General features: G+C 69.9%; 20 protein-coding genes. 10 read left to right on the forward strand and 10 right to left on the reverse strand.

The features are described from left to right. The first annotated feature begins 211 nt into the window (after window positions 1–211). The gene (locus A6A06_RS29850; RefSeq protein WP_073765967.1) at window positions 212–1,405 is read left to right on the forward strand and encodes a metallophosphoesterase; all 1,194 of its coding nucleotides are present in this window, start codon (window positions 212–214) and stop codon (window positions 1,403–1,405) included. 204 nt (window positions 1,406–1,609) lie between these two features. Then, the gene (locus A6A06_RS29855) at window positions 1,610–2,518 is read left to right on the forward strand and encodes a hypothetical protein (protein ID WP_073765259.1); all 909 of its coding nucleotides are present in this window, start codon (window positions 1,610–1,612) and stop codon (window positions 2,516–2,518) included. Between the two features lie 473 nt (window positions 2,519–2,991). Here the strand turns inward: A6A06_RS29855 and thiC are convergent, their stop codons facing one another. Beyond that, window positions 2,992–4,782, reverse strand: coding sequence for a phosphomethylpyrimidine synthase ThiC (gene thiC, locus A6A06_RS29860; RefSeq protein ID WP_073765261.1), 1,791 nt, complete (start codon window positions 4,780–4,782; stop codon window positions 2,992–2,994). Window positions 4,783–5,005: 223 nt separating this feature from the next. Between thiC and A6A06_RS29865 the strand changes: the two genes are divergently transcribed. Beyond that, a complete protein-coding gene (locus tag A6A06_RS29865; RefSeq protein ID WP_073765263.1) occupies window positions 5,006–6,505 on the forward strand; it encodes a YibE/F family protein in 1,500 nt (499 codons plus the stop codon). 21 nt (window positions 6,506–6,526) lie between these two features. Here the strand turns inward: A6A06_RS29865 and A6A06_RS29870 are convergent, their stop codons facing one another. The 4 genes from A6A06_RS29870 to A6A06_RS29885 all read right to left on the reverse strand — a co-directional run bounded on the left by A6A06_RS29870 (window position 6,527) and on the right by A6A06_RS29885 (window position 9,137). Beyond that, the gene (locus A6A06_RS29870) at window positions 6,527–6,952 is read right to left on the reverse strand and encodes an SsgA family sporulation/cell division regulator (RefSeq protein WP_073765265.1); all 426 of its coding nucleotides are present in this window, start codon (window positions 6,950–6,952) and stop codon (window positions 6,527–6,529) included. Window positions 6,953–7,056: 104 nt separating this feature from the next. Beyond that, window positions 7,057–7,827, reverse strand: a complete 771-nt coding sequence (locus A6A06_RS29875; RefSeq protein WP_073765266.1) for an IclR family transcriptional regulator — start codon at window positions 7,825–7,827, stop codon at window positions 7,057–7,059. A gap of 493 nt (window positions 7,828–8,320) precedes the next feature. Beyond that, window positions 8,321–8,545 carry a DUF5326 family protein gene (locus A6A06_RS29880; RefSeq protein WP_030022921.1) on the reverse strand — a complete coding sequence of 75 codons (225 nt, stop codon included), beginning with the start codon at window positions 8,543–8,545 and terminating at the stop codon, window positions 8,321–8,323. A gap of 274 nt (window positions 8,546–8,819) precedes the next feature. Then, window positions 8,820–9,137: a cupin domain-containing protein gene (locus A6A06_RS29885; protein WP_030022922.1), complete on the reverse strand. Its 318-nt coding sequence runs from the start codon at window positions 9,135–9,137 to the stop codon at window positions 8,820–8,822. A 48-nt stretch (window positions 9,138–9,185) separates the two neighbouring features. On the opposite strand from A6A06_RS29885, the gene A6A06_RS29890 reads away from it, so the two are divergent. From A6A06_RS29890 to A6A06_RS29910, 5 genes are all read left to right on the forward strand, one after another. Continuing rightward, entirely contained in the window at window positions 9,186–9,566 is a 381-nt protein-coding gene (locus A6A06_RS29890; protein ID WP_073765268.1) for a phage holin family protein, read from the forward strand. Window positions 9,567–9,662: 96 nt separating this feature from the next. Beyond that, window positions 9,663–10,247: a low molecular weight protein-tyrosine-phosphatase gene (locus A6A06_RS29895; protein ID WP_079194479.1), complete on the forward strand. Its 585-nt coding sequence runs from the start codon at window positions 9,663–9,665 to the stop codon at window positions 10,245–10,247. Window positions 10,248–10,368: 121 nt separating this feature from the next. Continuing rightward, window positions 10,369–11,508 carry a cystathionine gamma-lyase gene (locus A6A06_RS29900; protein ID WP_073765270.1) on the forward strand — a complete coding sequence of 380 codons (1,140 nt, stop codon included), beginning with the start codon at window positions 10,369–10,371 and terminating at the stop codon, window positions 11,506–11,508. 306 nt (window positions 11,509–11,814) lie between these two features. Further along, the gene (locus A6A06_RS29905) at window positions 11,815–12,714 is read left to right on the forward strand and encodes a LysR family transcriptional regulator (protein WP_073765272.1); all 900 of its coding nucleotides are present in this window, start codon (window positions 11,815–11,817) and stop codon (window positions 12,712–12,714) included. A 247-nt stretch (window positions 12,715–12,961) separates the two neighbouring features. Further along, a complete protein-coding gene (locus A6A06_RS29910; protein ID WP_073765274.1) occupies window positions 12,962–13,441 on the forward strand; it encodes an NUDIX domain-containing protein in 480 nt (159 codons plus the stop codon). Between the two features lie 113 nt (window positions 13,442–13,554). On the opposite strand, the gene A6A06_RS29915 is transcribed toward A6A06_RS29910, so the two are convergent. From A6A06_RS29915 to A6A06_RS29925, 3 genes are all read right to left on the reverse strand, one after another. Beyond that, a complete protein-coding gene (locus tag A6A06_RS29915; RefSeq protein ID WP_073765971.1) occupies window positions 13,555–14,508 on the reverse strand; it encodes a pyridoxamine 5'-phosphate oxidase family protein in 954 nt (317 codons plus the stop codon). Window positions 14,509–14,862: 354 nt separating this feature from the next. Continuing rightward, complete coding sequence (locus tag A6A06_RS43135) at window positions 14,863–16,506, reverse strand: globin domain-containing protein (protein ID WP_443333800.1); 1,644 nt, start codon at window positions 16,504–16,506, stop codon at window positions 14,863–14,865. 1,325 nt (window positions 16,507–17,831) lie between these two features. Next, on the reverse strand, window positions 17,832–18,464 hold the full coding sequence (locus A6A06_RS29925) for an HAD family hydrolase (RefSeq protein ID WP_073765278.1): 633 nt from the start codon (window positions 18,462–18,464) through the stop codon (window positions 17,832–17,834). 236 nt (window positions 18,465–18,700) lie between these two features. Between A6A06_RS29925 and A6A06_RS29930 the strand changes: the two genes are divergently transcribed. Next, the gene (locus tag A6A06_RS29930; RefSeq protein ID WP_073765973.1) at window positions 18,701–19,249 is read left to right on the forward strand and encodes a DUF2269 domain-containing protein; all 549 of its coding nucleotides are present in this window, start codon (window positions 18,701–18,703) and stop codon (window positions 19,247–19,249) included. On the opposite strand, the gene A6A06_RS29935 is transcribed toward A6A06_RS29930, so the two are convergent. Beyond that, entirely contained in the window at window positions 19,242–19,670 is a 429-nt protein-coding gene (locus A6A06_RS29935) for a GlcG/HbpS family heme-binding protein (RefSeq protein WP_073765280.1), read from the reverse strand. The genes A6A06_RS29930 and A6A06_RS29935 overlap by 8 nt on opposite strands. Window positions 19,671–20,097: 427 nt before the next feature. After that, the gene (locus tag A6A06_RS29940; protein ID WP_073765282.1) at window positions 20,098–21,387 is read right to left on the reverse strand and encodes an MFS transporter; all 1,290 of its coding nucleotides are present in this window, start codon (window positions 21,385–21,387) and stop codon (window positions 20,098–20,100) included. A gap of 374 nt (window positions 21,388–21,761) precedes the next feature. Between A6A06_RS29940 and A6A06_RS29945 the strand changes: the two genes are divergently transcribed. Further along, a complete protein-coding gene (locus tag A6A06_RS29945) occupies window positions 21,762–22,160 on the forward strand; it encodes a MarR family winged helix-turn-helix transcriptional regulator (RefSeq protein WP_073765975.1) in 399 nt (132 codons plus the stop codon). The last annotated feature ends 3 nt before the right edge of the window (window positions 22,161–22,163 follow it).

Below are 22,163 nucleotides of genomic sequence, written 5' to 3' on the forward strand. Positions count from 1 at the left end.
GCCGACTGCCGTCGCCGTGCCGCCCGCACGGCATCCCGCACCCCGGGATAAAATCGGGTGGATCCCGGAGAAAACGGCAGCGAACACCGGGCGCCGAGCGATTGACCACCCCCGGGTGCGTCACAACCCGCGAGCGGCATTCCTATGATGGGCGCACGACACCACGGACCGCCGTCGACCAGGCAAGGTCCGCGAGGTGCACGGCGGCGCGATGGTGGAGGGGTCGATGACTCAGGGGGCCAGTGTGGGACCCATGGTGCGGACCATGCCGGCACAACCTCCGGCTCCGGCACGACCGCCTGCTCCGCCGGTGTTCCCGGCGCCCGCGGTCCCCCCGCAGCCGTCGGCGCCTCCGGCGTCCGTGGGTGCGCCTGCCGTCCCGCACGGCATGCCTCCCGAGTACACGCCCACCGAGCGTTCCCTCCCGGTCATCGGCGCCGGCGCCTCGGCCGGCGGCCCCGGCCGTACCGAGGGCCGTACGGACCTCCCGCCCGTCACCCGTACGGACACCCTCATCGACCGCCCGACCGTCGACCTGGCGGCGGTCCCCGAGTCGGCCCTGCCGGTCTCCGAGCAGCAGGAGGGCGGCGGCCCGCTGTACGTCGTCGGTGACGTGCACGGCTACTACGACGAGCTGCGCGACGCGCTCGCCGCCGAGGGCCTCATCGACGCCAACGGCCAGTGGTCCGCCGGCAACGCCCGCCTGTGGTTCCTCGGCGACTTCACCGACCGCGGCCCGGACGGCATCGGCGTCATCGACCTCGTCATGCAGCTGTCCGCCGAGGCCGCCGCGGCCGGCGGCTACTGCAAGGCCCTCATGGGCAACCACGAACTGCTGCTGCTCGGCGCCAAGCGGTTCGGCGACACCCCGGTCCAGTCCGGCGCCGGCACCGCGTCCTTCCAGGCGGCCTGGCTCCTCAACGGCGGCCAGAAGACCGACATGGACCGCCTCCAGGACCATCACCTTCAGTGGATGGCCCGATTGGACGCCGTCTCGGAGGAGGACGGGCACCTGCTCGTACACTCCGACACGACGGCCTACCTGGAGTACGGCGACTCCATCGAGGACGTCAACGACACCGTCCACGACGTCCTCACGCGCAGCGAGGCCGACGAGGTCTGGGACCTGTTCCGCAAGTTCACCAAGCGGTTCGCCTTCCGCGACGAGGAAGCGGGCCCGTTTGCCGTACGCGAACTCCTCGACACCTACGGCGGCGAGCGCGTCGTACACGGCCACAGCCCGATTCCGTACCTGCTCGGCGAGGTCGGCGGCGAGGACGACGAGGGGGAGGGCGTCGCCGTCGACGGCCCGCACGTCTACGCGGACGGGCTGGCCATCGCCATGGACGGCGGGATCACCATGGCCGGAAAACTACTGGTCGTCCAACTCCCCCTGACTGCCTGACCGTTATCCGGGCAGGGGTAGCGGCAGGTAGGGAAGTGGCGCAACGGGGCCTCAGCGGGGCAGGAGCGGTCCCTATTTCCGCAAACACCCTGTCACCCCGTGCCGGAGGCGCTCTACCATCGGTCTATCCGTAGCAGGCTCTCCTCCGTTTCCGCCCACTGCCCGGCCCACGCCGGCCTGTACGGCCCTACGGAGCATCGGGGGATGCACATGAACAGCGCTCCGCACCTGCTGAGCGAGGATCGCGCGGAATTCGCGCGGCTCCTCGACGAGGCGCTGCGCACCGCGGAATACCGACCGGAAATGACCTCCGCGGCGGGTAAGCACCTCAACACCGAGCAGTTGCGCACCATGGCGCTCAGCGCCACATCGGCCATCGCCGCATGCGCGACGGCCGAATACCGACACTATGTACGGCTCCGCGATGAGCTGCGCGCTCCGGCACCCGCACCGGACGCCGGCGGCGTGGAAGGCCGTGAGGAGAAAGGCGCTTCCGCGGGCGGCCCGGGGATCGACCTCGCCACGACGATGAGCGAGGTCGCGGAACCGGCCGGTGCCGGACTGGCCGCGATGCTCGCGGTACTGGCCCCGGTACTGGCGGGGATCGCCGCGGTCCTGTTCCTGGCCATCGGGTACGTCCTGCGGACGGTCGGTACCGACCCGTCCGCCGCCCAGCCCATGATCAGCGTGGGCTGGGTCTTCGCGGCGATCACCGCCGCGGGGGCCCTCGTCGCCATGGCGAGCCTGGTCCTCGCGGCCTGGCGGAACGGCTCCACCTCGCTCCGCGCCCCACGCACCGGTGACGGCCGCAGCGGCCGGGCCCGGGAGGTGGACCTCGCCCGGGAGGCCTGGCGGCAGGCGCTCCTGGAGCGGGGCATACTGCCGTTCCTGCGCGAGGCGCTGGCCGACCCGGCGGGCGTCAACGGCCACGGCACCGCCCGGTACGTACCGGGCCGCGGTGTCGACGGCGGCAGCCGTATCCCGTCCCTGGGCTACTCACGGCCCGACTTCACCAGCCCGGACGGCGGCCCGCCCGCCGCTCCCCGACCCCGCTTCAGCAGCCCGGACTTCACCAGCCCCGACTACGGTGGCCCCGACCACCATCCTGAATAGCGCCCGCATCACAGACATCACCCGCGTATGTGCCGCGGGGGTCCGGATACCGGGCCCTCGCGGTGCGTGCGTCCGGTACGCCCTGGTGGGGTGAAATCTGTTTATTGGGGCTGGGGTTGAGGATGGGGTTGGGGTGAGGCGGGACGTACGGTCGGCGGGCTGCGGGCTGCTCGAACGGGGATGAATCCGCCAAGTCGGCGTGGGCCCGAGGGAGCGCCGAGGTACGCATTGCATCGCTGACCCGCATGTCACCGCGCAGAGCGGGCCCGAAGTCGCAGGCAATGGCTGCGGCTTCGGGCCCGCTCGTCGCTGCACGGTAGCGCCGGAACCAAGGGGCGCGGGCGCACGCCGGAAGCCAGAGTTCCGGGCTCACGCCGGAAGCCAGGGTCCCGGGTATGCCGGCCCTTGTGGACAACCAGCGCGAGTTCCCGGGACTGCGCCGGGACGTCACAGTCCGATCATCACACCGGACCTCACTCCGCAATCGGCAGATACACCCGGTTCCCCGCAGCCGCGAACTCTCGTGACTTCTCGGCCATGCCCGCCTCCGCATCCGCTTCTGCCCCCGGGTCGGCCGCCAGGTCCCCGCCGTGCCGGCGCCGGATGTCCTGGGAGATCTTCATGGAGCAGAACTTCGGGCCGCACATGGAGCAGAAGTGCGCCGTCTTCGCCGGCTCCGCCGGGAGCGTCTCATCGTGGAAGGCGCGGGCCGTGTCCGGGTCGAGGGCCAGGTTGAACTGGTCCTCCCACCGGAACTCGAAGCGCGCGTCGGACAGGGCGTCGTCCCACTCCTGGGCGCCCGGGTGCCCCTTGGCCAGGTCCGCCGCATGGGCCGCGATCTTGTACGTGATGACGCCGGTCTTCACGTCGTCCCGGTCCGGGAGGCCCAGGTGCTCCTTGGGCGTGACGTAACAGAGCATCGCCGTACCCCACCACGCGATCATCGCCGCACCGATCCCGGAGGTGATGTGGTCGTACGCGGGCGCGATGTCGGTGGTCAGCGGGCCGAGCGTGTAGAACGGCGCCTCCTCGCAGATCTCCTGCTGGAGGTCGATGTTCTCCTTGATCTTGTGCATCGGGACGTGTCCCGGGCCCTCGATCATGGTCTGTACGCCGTGCCGCTTGGCGGTCGAGTTGAGCTCACCGAGCGTCCGCAGCTCCGCGAACTGCGCCTCGTCGTTGGCGTCCGCGATGGAACCGGGGCGCAGGCCGTCGCCGAGGGAGTACGTGACGTCGTAGGAGGCGAGGATTTCGCAGAGTTCCTCGAAGTGGGTGTAGAGGAACGACTCCTTGTGGTGCGCCAGGCACCACGCCGCCATGATCGAGCCGCCGCGCGAGACGATGCCCGTCTTGCGGCGCGCCGTCAGGGGGACGTAGCGCAGCAGGACGCCCGCGTGGACGGTCATGTAGTCCACGCCCTGTTCGGCCTGCTCGATGACCGTGTCCTTGTAGACCTCCCACGACAGTTCCTCGGCCTTGCCGTCCACCTTCTCCAGTGCCTGGTAGAGAGGGACGGTGCCGATGGGGACGGGGGAGTTGCGCAGCACCCATTCGCGGGTGGTGTGGATGTTGCGGCCGGTGGACAGGTCCATGACCGTGTCGGCGCCCCAGCGGGTCGCCCAGGTCATCTTCTCCACCTCCTCCTCGATGGAGGAGGTGACGGCGGAGTTGCCGATGTTCGCGTTCACCTTCACCAGGAAGTTCTTGCCGATGATCATCGGCTCGATCTCCGGATGGTTGACGTTGGCGGGCAGTACGGCCCGGCCCGCCGCGATCTCGTCCCGTACGAACTCGGGGGAGACGTTCTCGCGGATCGCGACGTACTCCATCTCCGCCGTGACCTCGCCCCGCCGCGCGTACGCGAGCTGCGTGACCGCGGCGCCGCCCCGGCCCCGGCGCGGCTGCCGGGGGCGGCCGGGGAAGACCGCGTCGAGGTTCTTCAGGCCGCCGCGCGGCGAGGTGTGCTTGAGGCCGTCGTCCTCGGGCCGCGGCGGGCGGCCCGTGTACTCCTCGGTGTCCCCGCGGCTGATGATCCAGTTCTCCCGCAGCGGCGCCAGGCCGCGGCGGACGTCGTTTTCGATGTTGGGGTCGGTGTACGGCCCTGACGTGTCGTAGAGCGTCACGTCCTCGCCGTTGGTGAGGTGCACACGCCGGACCGGGACCCGCAGGTCGGGGCGCGATCCGGAGAGGTAGCCCTTGTGCCAGCCGATCTCCTTGGCGGAGTCCTGGCCGTTTTCGGGCGTGCGTGCATCCTGCAGAGTCATGAAGACCCACTCCCTACGCCGGCATTACCCGGTAACAGGTTCGGCGGTCGACGCAGCGATGTCCGTATCGGCGTTCCCGGCTTCGGCCGGACGTTCCGTACGGGGGTCAGCGCCCTCTCAGCCCGGTGCTCCGAGCTCCCGCGATTGCAAAGGTGCCACCACGGTAGCGGCCTGCGTGGCGCGGTGAACAGGGGGCCCTGCCAGTTCTTGCGATGATCGGGCGGTGACCAGCAACGAGCCTCCGCACTCCGCGCACACCTCTGCTTCCGGCCCGCCGGACGACCATGGCCGTAGCCACGGCCCCCTACACGGGCACGGCCCCGGAGACGGACACGACCCTGCTCATGCCCGTGCCCACGAGCCCAGTCACGGGCACGGGCACAGCCATGGCCATGGGCACGGCCACGGCCCCGCAGCCCCCGTATCGCGGCATCTGCGCAAGGTGATCGCCGCGGTGCTGATCCCCTTCGCCGCCGCGGTCCTGGCCGGGCTGGTCGTGCTGTGGCCGGGCGGGGCGCCCGGCCACAAGCCGTCCGGTGTCGGCTTCGACCAGCCGACCGAGAAGGCGAAGGTGGTGAAGGTGGAGGAGGTGGACTGCGCGGACGTCCACGCCCAGCAGCAACAGCAACCGTCGCAGCAGCAACCGTCCTCCCCCACGGGCCCGCAGCAGCCCCAGCATTGCGAGCGGGCGGTCATCGAGGTGACCACCGGGAAGGACACGGGCCGGCGGTTCGAGTCGATCGTGACGCCCGACGCCACGCGGCACTACGAGGCCGGTCAGGGGGTCGTGGTCGCGTACGCGCCCAAGGCGCCCAAGGACCTGCAGTATTCGGTCGCCGATGTGGACCGGAGCTTCCCGATGTGGGTGCTCGCCGCGATCTTCGCCGCGGCGGTCGTCGTGGTCGGGCGACTGCGCGGGGTGCTCGCCCTGGTCGCGCTGGTCGTGAGCTTCGGGGTGCTGACGCTGTTCATCCTCCCCGCCATCCTCCAAGGGTCGAACCCCCTGGTGGTCGCCATCGTCGGGGGCAGCGCGATCATGCTGGTGGCCCTCTACATGTGCCACGGCCTGACGGCGCGTACGTCCGTCGCCGTGCTGGGCACGCTCGCCTCACTGCTGCTGATCGGCCTGCTCGGCTCCCTCTTCATCGGGTGGGCGCTGCTGACCGGCAACACCGACGACCAGACCGGGCTGGTGCACGGCCTGTACCCCGACATCGAGATCCGGGGGCTGCTGCTGGCGGGCATCATCATCGGGTCGCTGGGCGTGCTCGACGATGTGACGGTCACCCAGACCGCCGCGGTCTGGGAGCTGAAGGAGGCCGACCCGACGGCGGGCCGGCGCAAGCTCTACACCTCGGCGATGCGGATCGGGCGCGATCACATCGCGTCCGTCGTCAACACGCTCGTGCTCGCCTATGCGGGCGCGGCACTGCCGCTGCTTTTGCTGTTCACCATCGCACAGAGCAGCGTGGGGACGGTCGCCACCAGCGAGGTCGTCGCCGAGGAGGTCGTACGGACGCTGGTGGGCAGCATCGGCCTGGTCGCGTCCGTACCGCTGACCACACTGCTGGCCACACTGGTCGTCTCCGCCGACCGGGACACGGGGAAGAGAGCGGAGACGGGGCGCGACACGGTCCGGAGCGACGGCCGTCGTACGGGGCGGAGCGCGGGACGGCGTGCGGGGCGGGGCGCCGGCAGCGGCAAGCGGCGCCGTAAGCGCTGAACCGGCCGGAGCGGCCACCGTTCACCCCGCCTTCTGCGCCTCCGAAAGAATCCGGTCCAATGTCGAGTCGAGCGTGTCGCACACCTCTTCCTCCCCGATCGGTACGAGTCGGTCCGTACGGTCGAGGAAGGCCACCAGCGGCGCGGCACCGGCGCGGAACAGCGCGCGTTCATCGGCGACGTGGAGGCCGATGAAGACATCGCTGAGGTGCTCGGAGGAGGACGGCTCGATGCGCACATCGCCCTCACCGGACGGCTTGCTCAGCCCGTCCAGCAGCAGCTCCCGGCTGAACGCCCAGGTCACGGGCACATCGCCGGGAAGGTCGAAGGTGAAGCTGACCGCGTAGGGGTCCGCGCGGTCGAAGTACAGCTCCACCGGGATACGGAAGGCGAGCTCCTCGGACACGAGGAAGCTCATGATCACTTCTGCCTGAACTGTGTCGGTCATCAACCTCTGCCCCGTACTTGGTCGGAGATGGCCAGGAATCGTCCCTCTTGGCCCCATTGACGCCATCGTCTGTCACGTGCAAGCGGATCACAAGGAGTGATTTTTCAGATACTGATAGAGAAAGCGAGTGTTGTCAGGGTCGCCTCCGCCATCCTGCGTAGTCGATCGGTAACGCAGTGTAGGCGCTGAGCGTCGCTCGCGGGAAGAGAAATCGCCACGGTCGCGGCCGCCGAGCCCACCTGGATCGGAATCGCCGAGCATACTGTGCCCAAGGCATATTCCTGTTGCTCATAGGCGACTTGGGCGCGGCGCACGGCGTCCAGGCGGTGCAGCAGGTCGTCCTCGCACCGCACCGAGTGCGGCGTCAGCGACCGCACCGGGTGACGGGCCAGGTGATCCTTCCTGGACTGCTCGTCGAGTTGTGCGAGCAGGCACTGCCCGATCGCGTGCGCGTGGGCGGTGGCCCGGAAGTCCACCCACTCCTCCACCGGCGGCCGTTGCGGATCCGCGGTGGCAGCCACCACCTCCACCTCGCCCTCACGGTAGACGGCGAAGTAGACCGCGGCGTCGATCCGTTTGCCCACGGAGGCCAGCGTGTCGCCCATCTCGGTACGGCGCAGACGTTCGGCGCCCGCACGCCCGATGGACCCGGCGGCCTCGCCGTAGACGAACACCCCGTTCTCGCGCCGCAGGTAGCCCTCGTGTGTCAGCGTCCGCAGCAGGTGATACGTCGTCGGAAGCGGTAACCCCGCCTCCCTGGCCAGCTGTTTGGCGGGCGCGCCGGCGGAGTGCGAGCCCACCGCCTCCAGCAGCCGCAGCGCCCGCTGCACCGAGCCGATCAAAGTAGGGTGCGAAACGGATTCACCGTTCACCATTGCCAACGCCAACCCCCCTGGTCGGGTCACCGGGGCGGGTCGGCCCCGGCGGCGGGAGCCGCTCCCGCTGCGCCCGCGTCTCCCAGGGGCCCCATCGTCGACGCCCGGCCCGGTCGTGCCCCACTCGGTATTTTCCGGAACGTCACCATCCGGAAGACGCCTGCGACCCGCACTCTAACTCGGCCGCTCGGGGCGGCAGGGGGTTCGGCAGGGAGTTCGGCAGTGCGAATGACGCGAGGAGCGGCAGGAGGAACGACGGGAGGAACGGCGGTCGGCGCGGCGGCAAAACGGTGACGCCCCGCTCCCTTTCGGGGCGGGGCGTCACCGGTGCCGGCCTACGCGAACGGCACTGCCGATCGTCCGAGGCAGGTAGCGCAAGTAGCTCATGTAGAGCGGGTAGCGCGGGCAGGAAGCCCGGACGGGCGGAGCGGAGGAACCGGGAAGGACAGCCGCGATCAGCAGGACCGGATCCGGGCTCCGGAGTACCGCTCGGTCACCAGTCGCTCCGCGACGAGGAGGACGAGGAGCCCTTGAGCCTGCGCGCCAGGTAGACGACACCGGCGATCAGTGCCACCGCTATCAGGACCTTGAAGAGCAGGCCGATCAGGAAGCCGACCGCGCTGGCGATCAGGCTGCCGAACACCACCAGGAGGACGACGGGCACCGCGACCCACGTCACCCACCACGGAAGTCCTGCGAACGTCCCCTTGCCGGCCATTACTCTGCCCTGCTTTCTGCGTATTCTTCGCGTTTGCGGTCGTATGTCTATGTTGCGCCTTGATCACGCGGGTCGTGCGGATCGAACGGATGGTGCTGGTGACGCCGGTGCTGGTGACGCCGGTGCTGCTGGTCCTTCCCGGTGCCCCGGGCCCGGGGCCCGATGCTCCGTTCCCCCCTGCACCATCGATGCTAGGGCGGCGCACGGCGGAACGGGGGCCGCGCGGCCCCGGCCCTCCCCTGAACCGTCCCCTACGGGTCCGGAAGCGCGCGCCTCAGCTTTCGGGCGGAGAGAAGACCACCATGACCCGCAGGTCCTCGCTGATGTGGTGGAACTTGTGCGGCACTCCGGCGGGTACGTACACCACGCTGCCGCGCGCCACCGAGGTCGTCTCCATACCGACGGTGATCGCCGCCCGGCCGCTGACGACCAGGTACACCTCGTCCTGCTTGTGCGGCAGCTGCGGATCGGTGCTGCCGGCGTCGAGGGCGTAGAGCCCGACCGACATGTTCCGTTCCCGCAGGAACTGCAGATACGCGCCGTCGTTGGCGGCCCGCTCCGCCTCCAGTTCGTCGAGCCTGAAAGCCTTCATGCCGTTCGTGCCCCTCGGAGAGTCCGTATCGTCTGCGACGATCTCACCATGAAGAATTTCGTGGTCAAGACGATCGCCAACGCCGCGGCGCTTGCCGTGGCCATCTGGCTGCTGAAGGACATCACGCTGACCGGTGAGAACACCGGCCGCAAGGCGCTGACGCTGGTACTGGTCGCGCTGATCTTCGGTGTGGTGAACTTCGTCGTCAAACCCGTGGTCAAGCTGCTGTCCTTGCCGCTCTTCATCCTCACTCTCGGCCTCATCACGCTCGTCATCAACGCGCTGATGCTGCTGCTCACCTCGTGGCTCGCGGAGAAGTTCGACCTCGCCTTCCACGTGCAGGGCTTCTGGACCGCCGTACTGGGCGGCGTGATCATCTCGATCGTCTCCTGGGCGATGCACATGGTGCTGCCCGACGACGAGGACTGACCGGTGCGCGCTGCGATACCGCGCCCGGCGCGCACGCGGGCTGCCGCCCCGTACCGCGTCTGCTTCGTCTGCACCGGCAACATCTGCCGCTCGCCGATGGCCGAAGCCGTCTTCCGCGCCCGGGTCGAGGAGGCCGGCCTCGACGGGCTGGTCGTGGTGGACAGCGCCGGTACGGGCGGCTGGCACGAAGGCGACGGGGCCGACCCCCGGACCGTCGCCGTCCTCCGCGCCGCCGGGTACGAGGAGGACCACACCGCCCGCCAGTTCCGTGCCGAGTGGTTCGACACCCTCGACCTGGTGATCGCGCTGGACGAAGGTCATCTGCGTGATCTGCGGCGGCTGGCGCCCACCGCGCGGGACGCCGACAAGGTGCGGCTGCTGCGCGCGTACGACGCGGCAGTGTCTCCGGGAGGAGTGTCTCCGGGAGGGGCCGTGCGCCTCGGCGCGATGGTGGCCACCGGTGACATAGGTGGCGTAAGTGATGTAACAGTGCCCTCCGGCGACATGCGTGTAGGGGCGCGCTCCCACGATTTGGACGTTCCCGACCCGTATTACGGCGGTATGGCAGGGTTCGAGGAGTGTCTGGACATGGTCGAGGCCGCGAGCGATGGCCTGCTTACGGCGGTGCGGGCCGCCCTCGGTGCGGAGGGGGTCTTGCCGGAGGACAGTCCGCCGGCGTAGGGAAGGGCCGTCGCGGGCGGCTGGGGCCGCTTCGGCCCGGCCTTTGGCTTCCGGCCCGGTCCGAAGCGGGCCCCCGCCCACAGCCATGCCCCACGCCCGCATTCACCGAGGAGAGACCCGCATGACAGGCGACAGCACACGGTCCGTACGCGCCGGTCTCCCGGCTGCCGAGGCCTACGAACCCTCCCTGCCCGGACCGGTCTTCGCCGCGCACTACCACCTGCCGGGCGACGCCACCGGCCCGTACACGTACGGACGCGAGTCCAACCCCACCTGGACCCGGCTGGAAGCGGCCATCGGCGGCCTGGAGTCCCCGGACGAGCCCGCGCGGACCGTGACGTTCGCCTCCGGGATGGCCGCCGTCTCGGCCGTCCTTTTCGCCACCCTGCGCAGCGGCGACGCGGTCGTGCTCCCGAGCGACGGATACCAGCTGCTGCCCGCCGTCCGCGAGCGCCTGGAGAGCTACGGCATCGAGGTCCGTACGGCCCCCACCGCCGACGACGCACAGCTCGACGTGCTCGACGGCGCCCGGCTGCTGTGGATCGAGACGCCGTCCAACCCCGGCCTGGACGTCTGCGACATCCGGCGGCTGGCGGAGGCCGCGCACGCGCGCGGCGCCCTGGTCGCCGTCGACAACACCCTGGCCACACCGCTCGGCCAGCGCCCTCTGGACCTCGGCGCCGACTTCTCCGTCGCCAGCGGCACCAAGGCGCTGACCGGCCACGGCGACGTACTCCTCGGTTACGTCACCACCCGCGACCCGGCACTCGCCGACTCCGTACGGATATGGCGCAAAACCGTCGGCGCGATCCCCGGCCCGATGGAGGCGTGGCTGGCCCACCGGTCGCTCGCCACGCTCGCCCTGCGCGTGCGCCAGCAGTCGGCCGGGGCACTCGCGCTCGCGTCGGCGCTGCGCGCGCGGCCCGAAGTGGCGGGCCTGCGGCACCCCGGCCTGCCGTCCGACCCCGCCCATGAGGTCGCCGTACGGCAGATGCGCGAGGGCCGCTTCGGCAACGTGGTCTCCTTCACGCTGCCCGGCCGCGCGCACGCGGAACGCTTCCTGGAAGCCCTCACGCTCGTCGACGACGCCACCAGCTTCGGCGGCGTACGGTCGACCGCCGAGCGGCGCGGCCGGTGGGGCGGCGACGCGGTGCCGGAAGGTTTCATCCGCTTCTCGGTCGGTGTGGAGGAGCCGGCGGACCTGATCGCGGACGTGACGAGGGCACTCGACGCGGCGCTCGCGGCGGGGGATGGCGGCTGAGGCTGAGGCTGCGGCTGCGGTCAAGGCCGGCCGGGCTGTCGTTGACGGCCGGTGGCACCGCCGCGTACCGGCCGCCCCGTACCGATGCCCTTCGACCGATACCCCTCTGCCGGTGCCCCCTACGTAAAGCGGGCTGGCAGGGTATCCCCCCTCGGCACCCTGCCAGCCCCGGTTCGCAGCACTCCGAACCGCGCAGACAAGGCTAGTTGACTCAGCGTCAGTGTCCAATCACGCTGGCGACACAGCCCTATCGACAAATTTATAGTTGGGCGGTCGCCGACTTCGCGGGATCGGAGGGAGGTACGGATGGACCTCGCTTTATTACGCACGTTCGTCACGGTGCACCGAGCGGGTTCCTTCACCCGCGCCGCCGCGCTGCTGGGGCTCTCCCAGCCCGCCGTGACCAGCCAGATACGCACCTTGGAGCGGCAGTTGGGTCGACCCCTCTTCCTCCGCAAGGCCCGCGGCGTCACCCCCACCACCGTCGGCGACGAGCTCGCCCACAAGGTGGCACCCCATCTGGACGCGCTGACCGAGATCACCGAAGCCGGACTCGACGAGGATTCCGCCATCCGCACCCTGCACCTCGCGGGTCCGCCGGAGTTCACCTCCCAGCGCGCGTTACCGGCCCTCGCGCCGCTCATAGACCAGGGCCTCTGCGTACGGACCGCCTTCGGCCCCGCCGACGAGCTGCTGTCCGGCCTCGCCGACGGCCACCACGACCTCGCGATCACCACCACCAGGCCGCGCGGCGCCCTGCTCACCGCGACGCCGCTGTGCGACGAGGAGCACGTGTTGATAGCCGCTCCGCGGTGGGCGGCCCGGGTCGGCGGGCCCGCGGTCGTCCAGGCGTCGGGCGTGCGCGCACTCGCCCCCGTACCGCTCGTCGAGGTCCACGAGAGCCTTCCGCTGATCTCCCGGTACTGGTCCTCGGTCTTCGAGACACCGCCCGCCGCGGCCTCCGCCGCCGTCATCGCCTCGGACTTACGGGCAGTGCTGGCGTGCGTGACGGCGGGTGCCGGGCTGGCGGTGCTGCCGCGCTACCTGTGCGCCGAGGCGCTCGACAGCGGCGAGATCATCGCCCTGCTCGACCCTCCGGTGCCCCCTCTGCGTACGTACTTCCTGGTCACCCGCATGGGGACGCTCGCGCTGCCGCACATTGCCCGTACACATGAGTGGCTCTTGCGGGCCGCTGTGGATTGGTGAGGTTGAGGGGGCGCGGGGGCTCGCGGGGGGGGGCGTGCGTGCCGAGCGCCGCGGGGGTGAGGGGGGCGTGCGTGCCGGGTACCGCGGGGGTGAAGGTGGGGCGGACGTGCCGGATTCCGCACATCGGGAGAAACCGGAAGCCGAAGGTCCGGGGCTTCGGGGCGACCCGCGACGTGCCCCGGGGCGCGGCTCGACGGACTGGTGGGACGGTGGTTTCACGGAGCCCCTGCTGCGGCATCTGTCCCGTATGACCGTACGGCCAGTCGTCAAACGCACCGCTCGCGCGATCCTGCTCGACGGTGCGGACATCGTCCTGATCAAGCGCACCAAGCCGGGCCGGGCCCCGTACTGGATCACTCCCGGCGGCGGCGTCGAGCCCGAGGACGCCACGGTCGTGGACGCCCTGCACCGCGAACTCCACGAAGAACTGGGCGCCAAGGTCACCGATGTCGTCCCGGTCTTCGTGGACACCGTCGAGCACATCAGCGACGGCGGCGTGGACGGGGTGAAGGTGCAGCACTTCTTCGTCTGCACCCTGGAGTCGATGGACCCCTCCCTGCGGCACGGGCCGGAGGTCGAGGAACCCTGCGGCCAGTACGAGATCGTGCGCGTGCCGTTCACGCGGGTGGGGATCGCCACGGCCGAGGTCGTCCCCCTGTCCTTGCGCCACTACCTCGACGGCAACATCGAGGGCGTACGGGCGATGCACGCGCCTGACCTGGGGTGAGAGGGTGCCGAGCCGGGCCGGCGTACCGGCGCGCCGTGCCGAGTCGAGCCGTGCTGTGCCGGGCCGGGCTGTGCCGGGCCGTTCGGCGTACCGTCGGCCGCCCGCTTAGCGCCTTACCCGAACCAGCCCCGGAACTCACCCGGTTCGGCACCCGCCGGCCCCCGCGACTGAGCACGCGCGAGCACCCGCTCGACCTCGCGTTCCACTTGTTCCCGCACCTCACGGGTCTGCGGGCGGGGGGCGGTTTCCTGGCGGGAGACGACCTCCTGACAGGAGACGGCATCCTGGCAAGAGACGGCTTCCCGACGGACGCCGGGTTCCGGGCGGGGTACGGGGTCCAGGGCCCGGGCGGGTTCCAGGGCCGGGGCGGGGTCCAAGCCCCGGGCGGGTTCCGAGCCGGCCCCCGAACCGGAGACAGGCTCCCAGCTTTCCCGGCGCTCCCCGACCTCCCGGCCCTCCCCGTCCTCCCGACGTGCGTCGTCCTCGCGGCGCGAAGCGGCCTCCGCCGCAGCGCCGAAGAAGTCTCCTCCCTTGCGCTTGGCGTCGTCCGTACCCCAGGCTCGCGAATTACTCGCCTGCCGGGGCACCTTCTGCAGGTGCGGAATGTGCTTGGCGCAGTGGATATACGTTTCCTCAACCGCGACTTCCACCCACAGCTGCGCACGTCGGCCGGGTATCGGGTCGACGGGCAGGTCCGGATGCCGCGCCCGCATCTCGTCATCCACGACGACCCGCGCCCGTCCGTTGACGTGCAGTCCGATGCGGTCGCGCATGAAGTCGATCATCAAGATGCCGAGATGCGGGTTCTCGGAGAGGTTTCCGACGGACGCCATGACGCCGTTGCCACGGTATTCCGGGTACGCGAGCGTACGCTCGTCCAGGACCTGGAGGAACCCGGGCGGCCCGGCCCGGAACGTGGAGTCGCACTCGCCGTGCCGGTCGGCCGTCGCCAGGAAGAACATCTCCTGGCGGCCCACGAACTCCCGCATTCGCTCGTTGAGATGGTCCAGCACCTGGTCGTCGTAGAACCGGTCGGCGCGTTCGGTCGTACCCAGCCGCTGCTGCACCAGGTGCTCACCGTCGCTGCCCGGCCGTTCCTCCCGCACATCCGTCCCGGCCCCCGCGCCACCACCGGGCCCCACCAACCCGTACGCATCAGATGCCGCCGGAGCATCAGGCACATCACATGCCGCAGTCACACGGGACGCACCGGATACGCGGGACGCGCCGGGCGCACCGGATACGCGGGACGCGCCGCCGGGTGCCTCAGCCGTACGTGAAGTCCCGGCCGTCCTGGAGACCTCGGCCGCACCGGAGGCTGCGGATGTTCCAAAGGCCCCGGATGCGCCGAGCTCGCCATATGCCGTCAAGCCATCTCCACCATGTGCCGCCAAGCCGTGATCACTATGTGTCGTCAATGCTCAATCTCCCGCCGCGACCAGCTCTTCCACGGAGTCGTGCCGTATGCGGTCGGAGGGAATGCCGACCCCCACCAAGGCGTCCACGCCGTTGCGTATCATTCCGGGCGGCCCGGACAAGTAGGCGTCATATTCTCTCCAGGGCCCGTACTGTCGCACGGCGTCCGGGAGTTGGCCACTGAGGCTGTTGGCCGGGCCGCCGGGCCGTCCGGTGGCGACGACCGGGCGTACGGACAGCCACGGGTGGCTCTGCTCCAGCCTCAGCAGGGTGTCGAGGTCGTAGAGGTCGTGGCCGCTGCGGGCGCCGTAGAAGACCTCCATCGGGCGCCTGCGTCCACGCTCGGCGACGTCTTCGACCAGGGCCTTGATCGGCGCGATGCCCGTACCGCCGCCGAGGCACAACAGCCCGTTGTCAGTGGTGTGGTCTACGGTCATGGAACCGGATGGGGAACCGAGCCGGATGACATCGCCGGGGCGGGCTCGATGGACCATGGCGTTGGAAACCCAGCCGGCCGGTACGGCTTTCACGTGGAAGGAGAGCAGGCCGTCGGAGCGGGGCGCCGCGGCGAAGGAGTAGTGCCGCCAGATGCGCGGCCACCAGGGGGTTTCCACGCTGGTGTACTGACCGGCCAGGAAGGGATAAGGCTGGTCGGGCCGGACGGTGACCACGGCGATGTCGGGCGTACGCAGCTCGTGCGAGACAACCTCGGCCTGCCACCAGGCGGGGGCCACCGCCTCGTTCTCGGCGGCAGCGTCGATCATGATCTGCGAAATGGTGGTGTACGCCCGCACCCACGCGGCTTCGGCTTCCGGGTGCCAGGTTCCGGGGGCGTAACGGGCGAGCGCGGTCAGCAGGCACTCGCCGACGGCAGGGTAGTGCTCGGGCAGAGTGCCGTACTTGCGGTGCCCGCGCCCGAGGTGTGAGAGGTACTCGGTGAGGTAGTCCGTGTCGTCGACGTTCTTGACGGAGGTGAGCAACGCCTTGAACAACCGGTCGCGCTGGGTGTCCATCGCGGCAGGAAAGAGCGCCCGCAGATCGGGATGGTGCACGAAGAGCAGCGCGTAGAAGTACGAGGTGACCTTGTCCGCCACAGGCTCGATCTCTTCCAGAGTCTGCCGGATGAGCTTCGCGTCGGGGGACACGTCGAGAGACTCACCGACGGACGATCGCGTATCACCGAACAGGGGGGCGGCCGAGGGCTCTGGGGCGAGGATTCGGCTTGTGGGTGAGGGGGTTCGGCTTGCGGGCTCGGTGATCCCAGCTGTGGGTCCGTCGGTTGGGTTTGCGGGCGCGGTGACCCCGGCTGTGGGCGCGTCGGTTCGGCTTGCAGGCGCGGAGACGCCAGCTGCGGGCGCGGTGGTTCGGTTTGCGGGCGCGGTGACCCCGGCTGCGGGCGCATCGGTTCGGCTTGCGGGCGTGGTGGATTGGCCCGCGGGTGCTGTCCCCTGCCCTGAGGGCGCGGAGGCCTCAGTCGTCGGCGCTGAGGTGGCGCTCGTCGGCGCTGTGGCGGCGCTCGCCGGGCCTGAGGTGGTGCTGGTCGGTCCTGGGGTGGGCCTTGTCGACCCTGGGGTAGCTGAGGCGGTGGAGGAGGCGGGCGGGTGGGTGGGGGGAGAGGGGGAAAGAGACCCGGGCCCATCCCCCTCCACAGCTCCACCCTGTACGGGCTCGCCTGCCACGGGCCCCGCCCCATGCCCGGGAGCGCCTTCACGTCCTGGCGCGCGCCCGAACCCCGGCACGCCTTCACGCTCTGACGTCTGCTCGCGCTCGGCCTGCTGCTGAAACTCTGGCGTGCGCCCAGGCTCGGGCACGCGCCCAAACTCAGGCGCGTGTCCAGGCCCAGGCACGTATCCAAGCTCAGGCGTGCGCCCAGGCTCAGGCGTGTGTCCGGGCCCAGGCACGTATCCAAGCTCAGGCGTGCGTCCGCCTTCGGGTGCCCGTTCACGTTCCGCAGCCGTACCTACGGGCCTTATGGAACTGACCGGCCGACTGGGTGCCCCTGTCCGGTCGTACCCGTCGCCCCGGTCACCAGGCCGCAGTCCGTAACCGCGCTGCGACTCCCGCCCATCGCGCCCCCCAGCATCGGTACGCCCGCCGCTCTCGGCATGGGCGCCGATTCCAGTACGGCCGTCGGCTCCGGTATGGGTGCTGGCTCCGGTACGGAGGCCACCTTCGGTACGGGCGCCACCTTCGGCACGAGCGTTCACTTCGGCACGGCCACCGGGAACATCAGGTCCGCCGGGAGCATCGCCGGCGTTACGGCCACCCCCGCCGTTCAGCTCGGCATGACCGCCATGGCCGCCTTGGTTGCCCCGGCCGCCTTGGATGCCATTGCCGCCTCGACCGTGCTCTTCACCGTGCTCTTCACCGTTCTCGCCATCGCGTTCGTCACGGTCGCCCGCGGGCCCCTGCTGATCTTCGGAGGACTTCTTCGACGGAGTGAACCATCCCCAATCGCCACTACTGCCGCCAGAAGAGCCGTCATCGGCTGTCGTGGTGGTCGGAGCGTCCATGGTCTGCCTCGCCTCGAACGTCTTTCGATCGTCTTCGCACTTCCGCAGTTCGGAATGTGCCCGGAATTCCCCCGAACCGCTTCGGAATTCTTAATCGATCAGAGCTATCCCGGCAACACCCTCCAAAGTGGACACATCTCACGTTCGTCCGGCCACCGCGCGCGGACTCCTTCTCCGCAGCGTGCCACCAGGGCCTGCCGCACCGGACCGACACGCGGAAGTCCAGGCGCCACAGGCCGCATTGCCGCTAGGCTGACGGGCTTCATGCCCGGCTCCGCCGCATGGTTCCAGTGGGCCGGAAGCACTCATCCGGCTCGACCGGACTAGACCATACCCGCAGTAGTTGAATCCACAACCCCTGAACTGACTACTCTTCCGCCGGGCACGCCGATTTCCGTGACCCTTCCCACAGAACGCAATTCATCGGGCATGAAGTACCAAACGGCCGCAGGCAGCCGGAATTACCCGGCGGCCCGCACGAGTTCGTACGCCTCGCGCAGGTCACGGCCGTCGTACGCGTATGAGGCCAGGCCACTGACATGGTGGTCCGCATTCACGGCCACGGAAGCGGGAACGGCCGCGAACAGGGCAGTGTCGGACATGGAATCGCCGTACGCCACACAGTCGGCCCGGCCGAGCCCGAACTCGGCGCACAGTTCATCCGCAATCCTCACCTTTGCAGACGCGGAAAGTATCCCTCTCGGTTCCACCGGTTCCCGGAAAGGCAGCGCGGGCCAGCGCGAGCCGTGCGCGGCATCCGCTCCCCAGCCCGTCAACCGCTCCACGAAGAACCCCGGTGACATGGAGATCACCGCGCACCGCTCTCCCCGCTGCCGGATATCGGCCCACACCTCCCGGATGCCGGACAGCCACGGCGCGCCGTCGAAGGCCGCCGTCACCAGTTCCTCGGTCAGCTCGGACCACAGTTCGCACGCCAGCTCCGCGAAGCGGACCGGTGTCACCTCGCCGGCGATGAAGGCACGCTCCAGCTCGGCGATCTCCCGGTCCAGCCCGAGCTGCCGGGATATCTCGACGGAGGCTGCCGAACCGTAGAGCAGCGTTCCGTCCATGTCGAAAAGATGTAGCTTCCCCATATCAGGGAGCGTAGGACCGACCGGACGGTCGCGTCTCGCACGTCGCACCGGTCACTTTGGTCTCTCAGGTCACTCAGCACTCAGCACTCAGCACTCACAGCGCACCCGACACCCAGGTACGCAGCACACCGGTAGCGCTTCGCTGTCGCTGTCGCTATCGCTGCTCAACCGCGCGTACGGCCGGATACTCCCGCCGTCAGATGCCATGCGGCCCGCCGGACGCGACCGTGGACCTCATGAAACAGCTCAGCCGACGCGCGCGCCGCGCCACCCTCGTCGTCCATGTCGCGGTCTCCGTCGGCTGGCTCGGACTCACGCTCGGCCTGCTCACGCTCAGCGTCGCCGGATACACCTCAAAGTCACTGGACACCACTGTGGCCGCCTACCGCGCGATGAAGATCTTCAGCGACTGGCTGATCCTTCCCGTGGCACTGTCGGCGCTGATCAGCGGGCTGGTGCTGTCCTTCGGTACGCCTTGGGGCCTGGTCCGCCACCGCTGGGTCGTCGTCAAGTTCTGGCTGACGCTGGCGACCGTACTGCTGACGGCCTTCTCTCTCCGTCCGGGCATCGACCGACTCGCGGCCGATGCCGTGGCCGGCTCCCCGGACACCGGCCTGAGCATGGTGTCCGCCCCTTCCGTGGCGACGGCCACGTACCTCTTCGTCACCGCCGTCTCCGTGCTCAAGCCCTGGGGCCCCACCGAACGCGGCGGCCGACTGCGCGCTGCACAGTCGGCCGGGGTCCGCGATCGGGCACGTAAGCGCCCGAGTGATGTCGTCAGTTGAGGCCTGCCGCTTCGATGGCGGTACGGGCGATGCGGTCGTCCTGTTCCGGAGCCCCGCCGCCGACGCCGATCGCGCCGATCAGACGGCCGTCCCGGTGGACCGGCACGCCGCCCGCGATGAACAGCAGCGGGCGGTCGAGAGCGGTGGGCAGGGTGTGGAAGAGGCCGTCGGGCCGTACGGCGTCGACGAGATCGGCGGTCGGCGCGTCCAGCTGCAGAGCGGTGTACGCCTTACGGGTACTGGTTTCGCCCGAGATCAGTACGGCGGTGTCGTCGCGCCGGAACGCGAGCAGGTGACCGCCCGCGTCCAGGACGGTGACGCTGCCCCGCACACCGATGTCGGCAGCGGCAACACGGGCGGCCTCGATCAGGGCGTCCGCGTCGTGGGTGGTGAGGGGGCGGACGGTGGGGGTGGTGCTCATGAGTGGGGCTCCTATGTGTGTGGGTGTGCAGGAGTATGTGCGGGAATGTGCAGGTATTGCTCGGTTGTATAGATGAGGCGGGGTTTGGTCACGTGGAGAAGTCGCGGGCGGCCCCGCTTGTGCACGGGTGGGTGGGGTCGTAGGTGTGGGCGTGATGGGTGGTGACGCCGGGTTGTGGTTCCGGTCTGGGTTTCCGGTGAGGGTCCCGGCCCGAGATTCCGGCCTGGGGTTCCGACCTGAGGCGCGTGATTGGTGCTGTGCGCCGGGCGCTTCGTGCCTCATCGACCGGCTTCAAGCACGTAGCCGTACGCGTAGCCGTAGGGGAGCGCGGCCCAGGGTCAGACGCCCGAGCCGGACGCCGCCCACTTCAGCCACTCATCTCAATCGCTCGCCTCAGCCACTCGCCTCAACCGCGCAACCACTCACCTCAGCCGCGCCCGGCCGCCGCAGCCTCCGCCTCAGCGCTGCCGACGCCATCGCCTCCTGAACCTCCCCGGCCTCCCAGACCTCTCAGACCTCCCGAAGCGACGACCCGACCGCTCTGATCCACCCGTCCGTTCCGGCTCTCCCGACGGCTCCTGCGCTCAAGCGCTCCCGCGATGACCGCGACGCCCAGTGCCAGGACGGTCATCCCCACGCCGACCCAGTTCGGTGCGGTCAGTCCCAGCCCGGCCGAGATGACGAGTCCGCCGAGCCAGGCGGCCAGCGCGTTACCGAAGTTGAAGGCCGCGATGTTGCCGACCGAGGCGAGGGTGGGGGCGGCCGCCGCCTGGTCCATGATCCGCTTCTGCAGCGGCGGTACGGTCGCGAAACCGAAGGCACCGATGAGGGCGATGGTGAGGGTTGCGGCAGCCTTGTCGTGCGCTGCGAAGCTGAATGCGGCCAGCGAGGCCGCGAGCCCGACCAGCGACACGTACAGCATCGGCATCATGTGGCGGTCGGTGAACCGTCCGGAAACCAGGTTGCCGGCCACCATTCCCAGACCGAAGACGGCCGTGAGCCAGATGACGGACGACGGTGCAAAACCGGCGACCTCGGTCATCATCGAGGCGAGGTAGGTGACGGCGGCGAAGACGCCGCCGAAGCCGAGGATCGTCATCAGCATCGCCAGCCCGACCTGGGGGTTACGGAAGACGGCGATCTCCTGGCCGATCGGGGAGGACGCCTTCACGCGCTGGGCAGGGACCAGCTTGGCGACACCGAGCAGGCCGAGCACGCCCAGGATCGCGATGGCGACGAAGGTGGCACGCCAGTTGATCTGCTGGGCGAGCAGGGTTCCGAACGGTACGCCCACGACGTTGGCGACGGTCAGTCCGGCGAACATCATCGAGATGGCTCCGGCCCGCTTGTGCGACGCGACGAGGTCGGCGGCCACCAGCGACCCGATGCCGAAGAACGCGCCGTGGGCAAAGGACGAAACGATCCGTCCGGCCAGCATCAACGCGAAGGTCGGCGCCACAGCGGTGAGCAGGTTGCCCACCACGAACAGGCCCATCAGCAACATCAGCATCTGCTTACGGGTCATGCGGGCGCCGAGGACGGTCATCAGCGGGGCGCCGACGACGACACCGAGCGCGTACAGGGTGGTCGCGTACCCGGCCAGGGGGATGGAGACACCGAAGCCCGCGGCCACATCGGGCAGCAGCCCCATCACCGCGAACTCGGTCATCCCGATCCCGAAGGCGCCGATGGTGAGCGCCAGAAGAGCGAGCGGCATGACGGATCCCTTCGAATGATTGCATTGAGCTTTAACGAGCGTCGACAATAATTGCAGACGCGGGTTACTTGCAAGCGCGGGCTATTTCGAAAGTGTCCTATCCTGGTTCGTACGACCTGTAAGGAGGTCCCTCGATGACGCAGCAGACCCGGCGGGCGCCGCGGCAGGACGGGCAGCGGACGGGGCAGGACGGGCAGCGCCGCCAGGAGCGGGCAGCGACCGGGAGCACGGCCGCGGACGCGACCACGCGCGCGAGCAAGCACACAAGCCCGGCCAAGGACAGGCACACGGCCACGGAGGAGCCGGGCCAGGGCTGCCCGGCCGGCGTCGGCTCGGCCCCGGCCCTCGCCCAGGGCTGGTGCGCCCTCTCCGCTCTGCACGGCCGCATCGAGTCGCACATCGAGCGCGCGCTGCAGACCCGGCACGACCTGAGCGTCCGGGAGTTCTCCGTACTGAACGTGCTCAGCGAGCAGCACGACGGCCCGGGCGGCCACCTCCGGATGCACCAGGTCGCCGACTCGGTCGTACTCAGCCAGAGCGCCACCACCCGCCTGGTCACCCGGCTGGAAGAGCGTCGGCTGCTCTCCCGGTACCTGTGCCCCGACGACCGGCGCGGCATCTACACCAACGTCACCGACGAGGGACGCCAACTTCTCGAAGAGGCCCGGCCCACGCACGACGCGGCGCTGCGCGAAGCACTCCAGGACGCCGCAAAGCGCCCCGAACTGGCCCCTCTGGTGACCGCGGTGGAAACCCTCGCCCCGCCCGCCTGAACA

This window comes from Streptomyces sp. CB02923 (assembly GCF_001905005.1).
GTDB lineage: Bacteria > Actinomycetota > Actinomycetes > Streptomycetales > Streptomycetaceae > Streptomyces.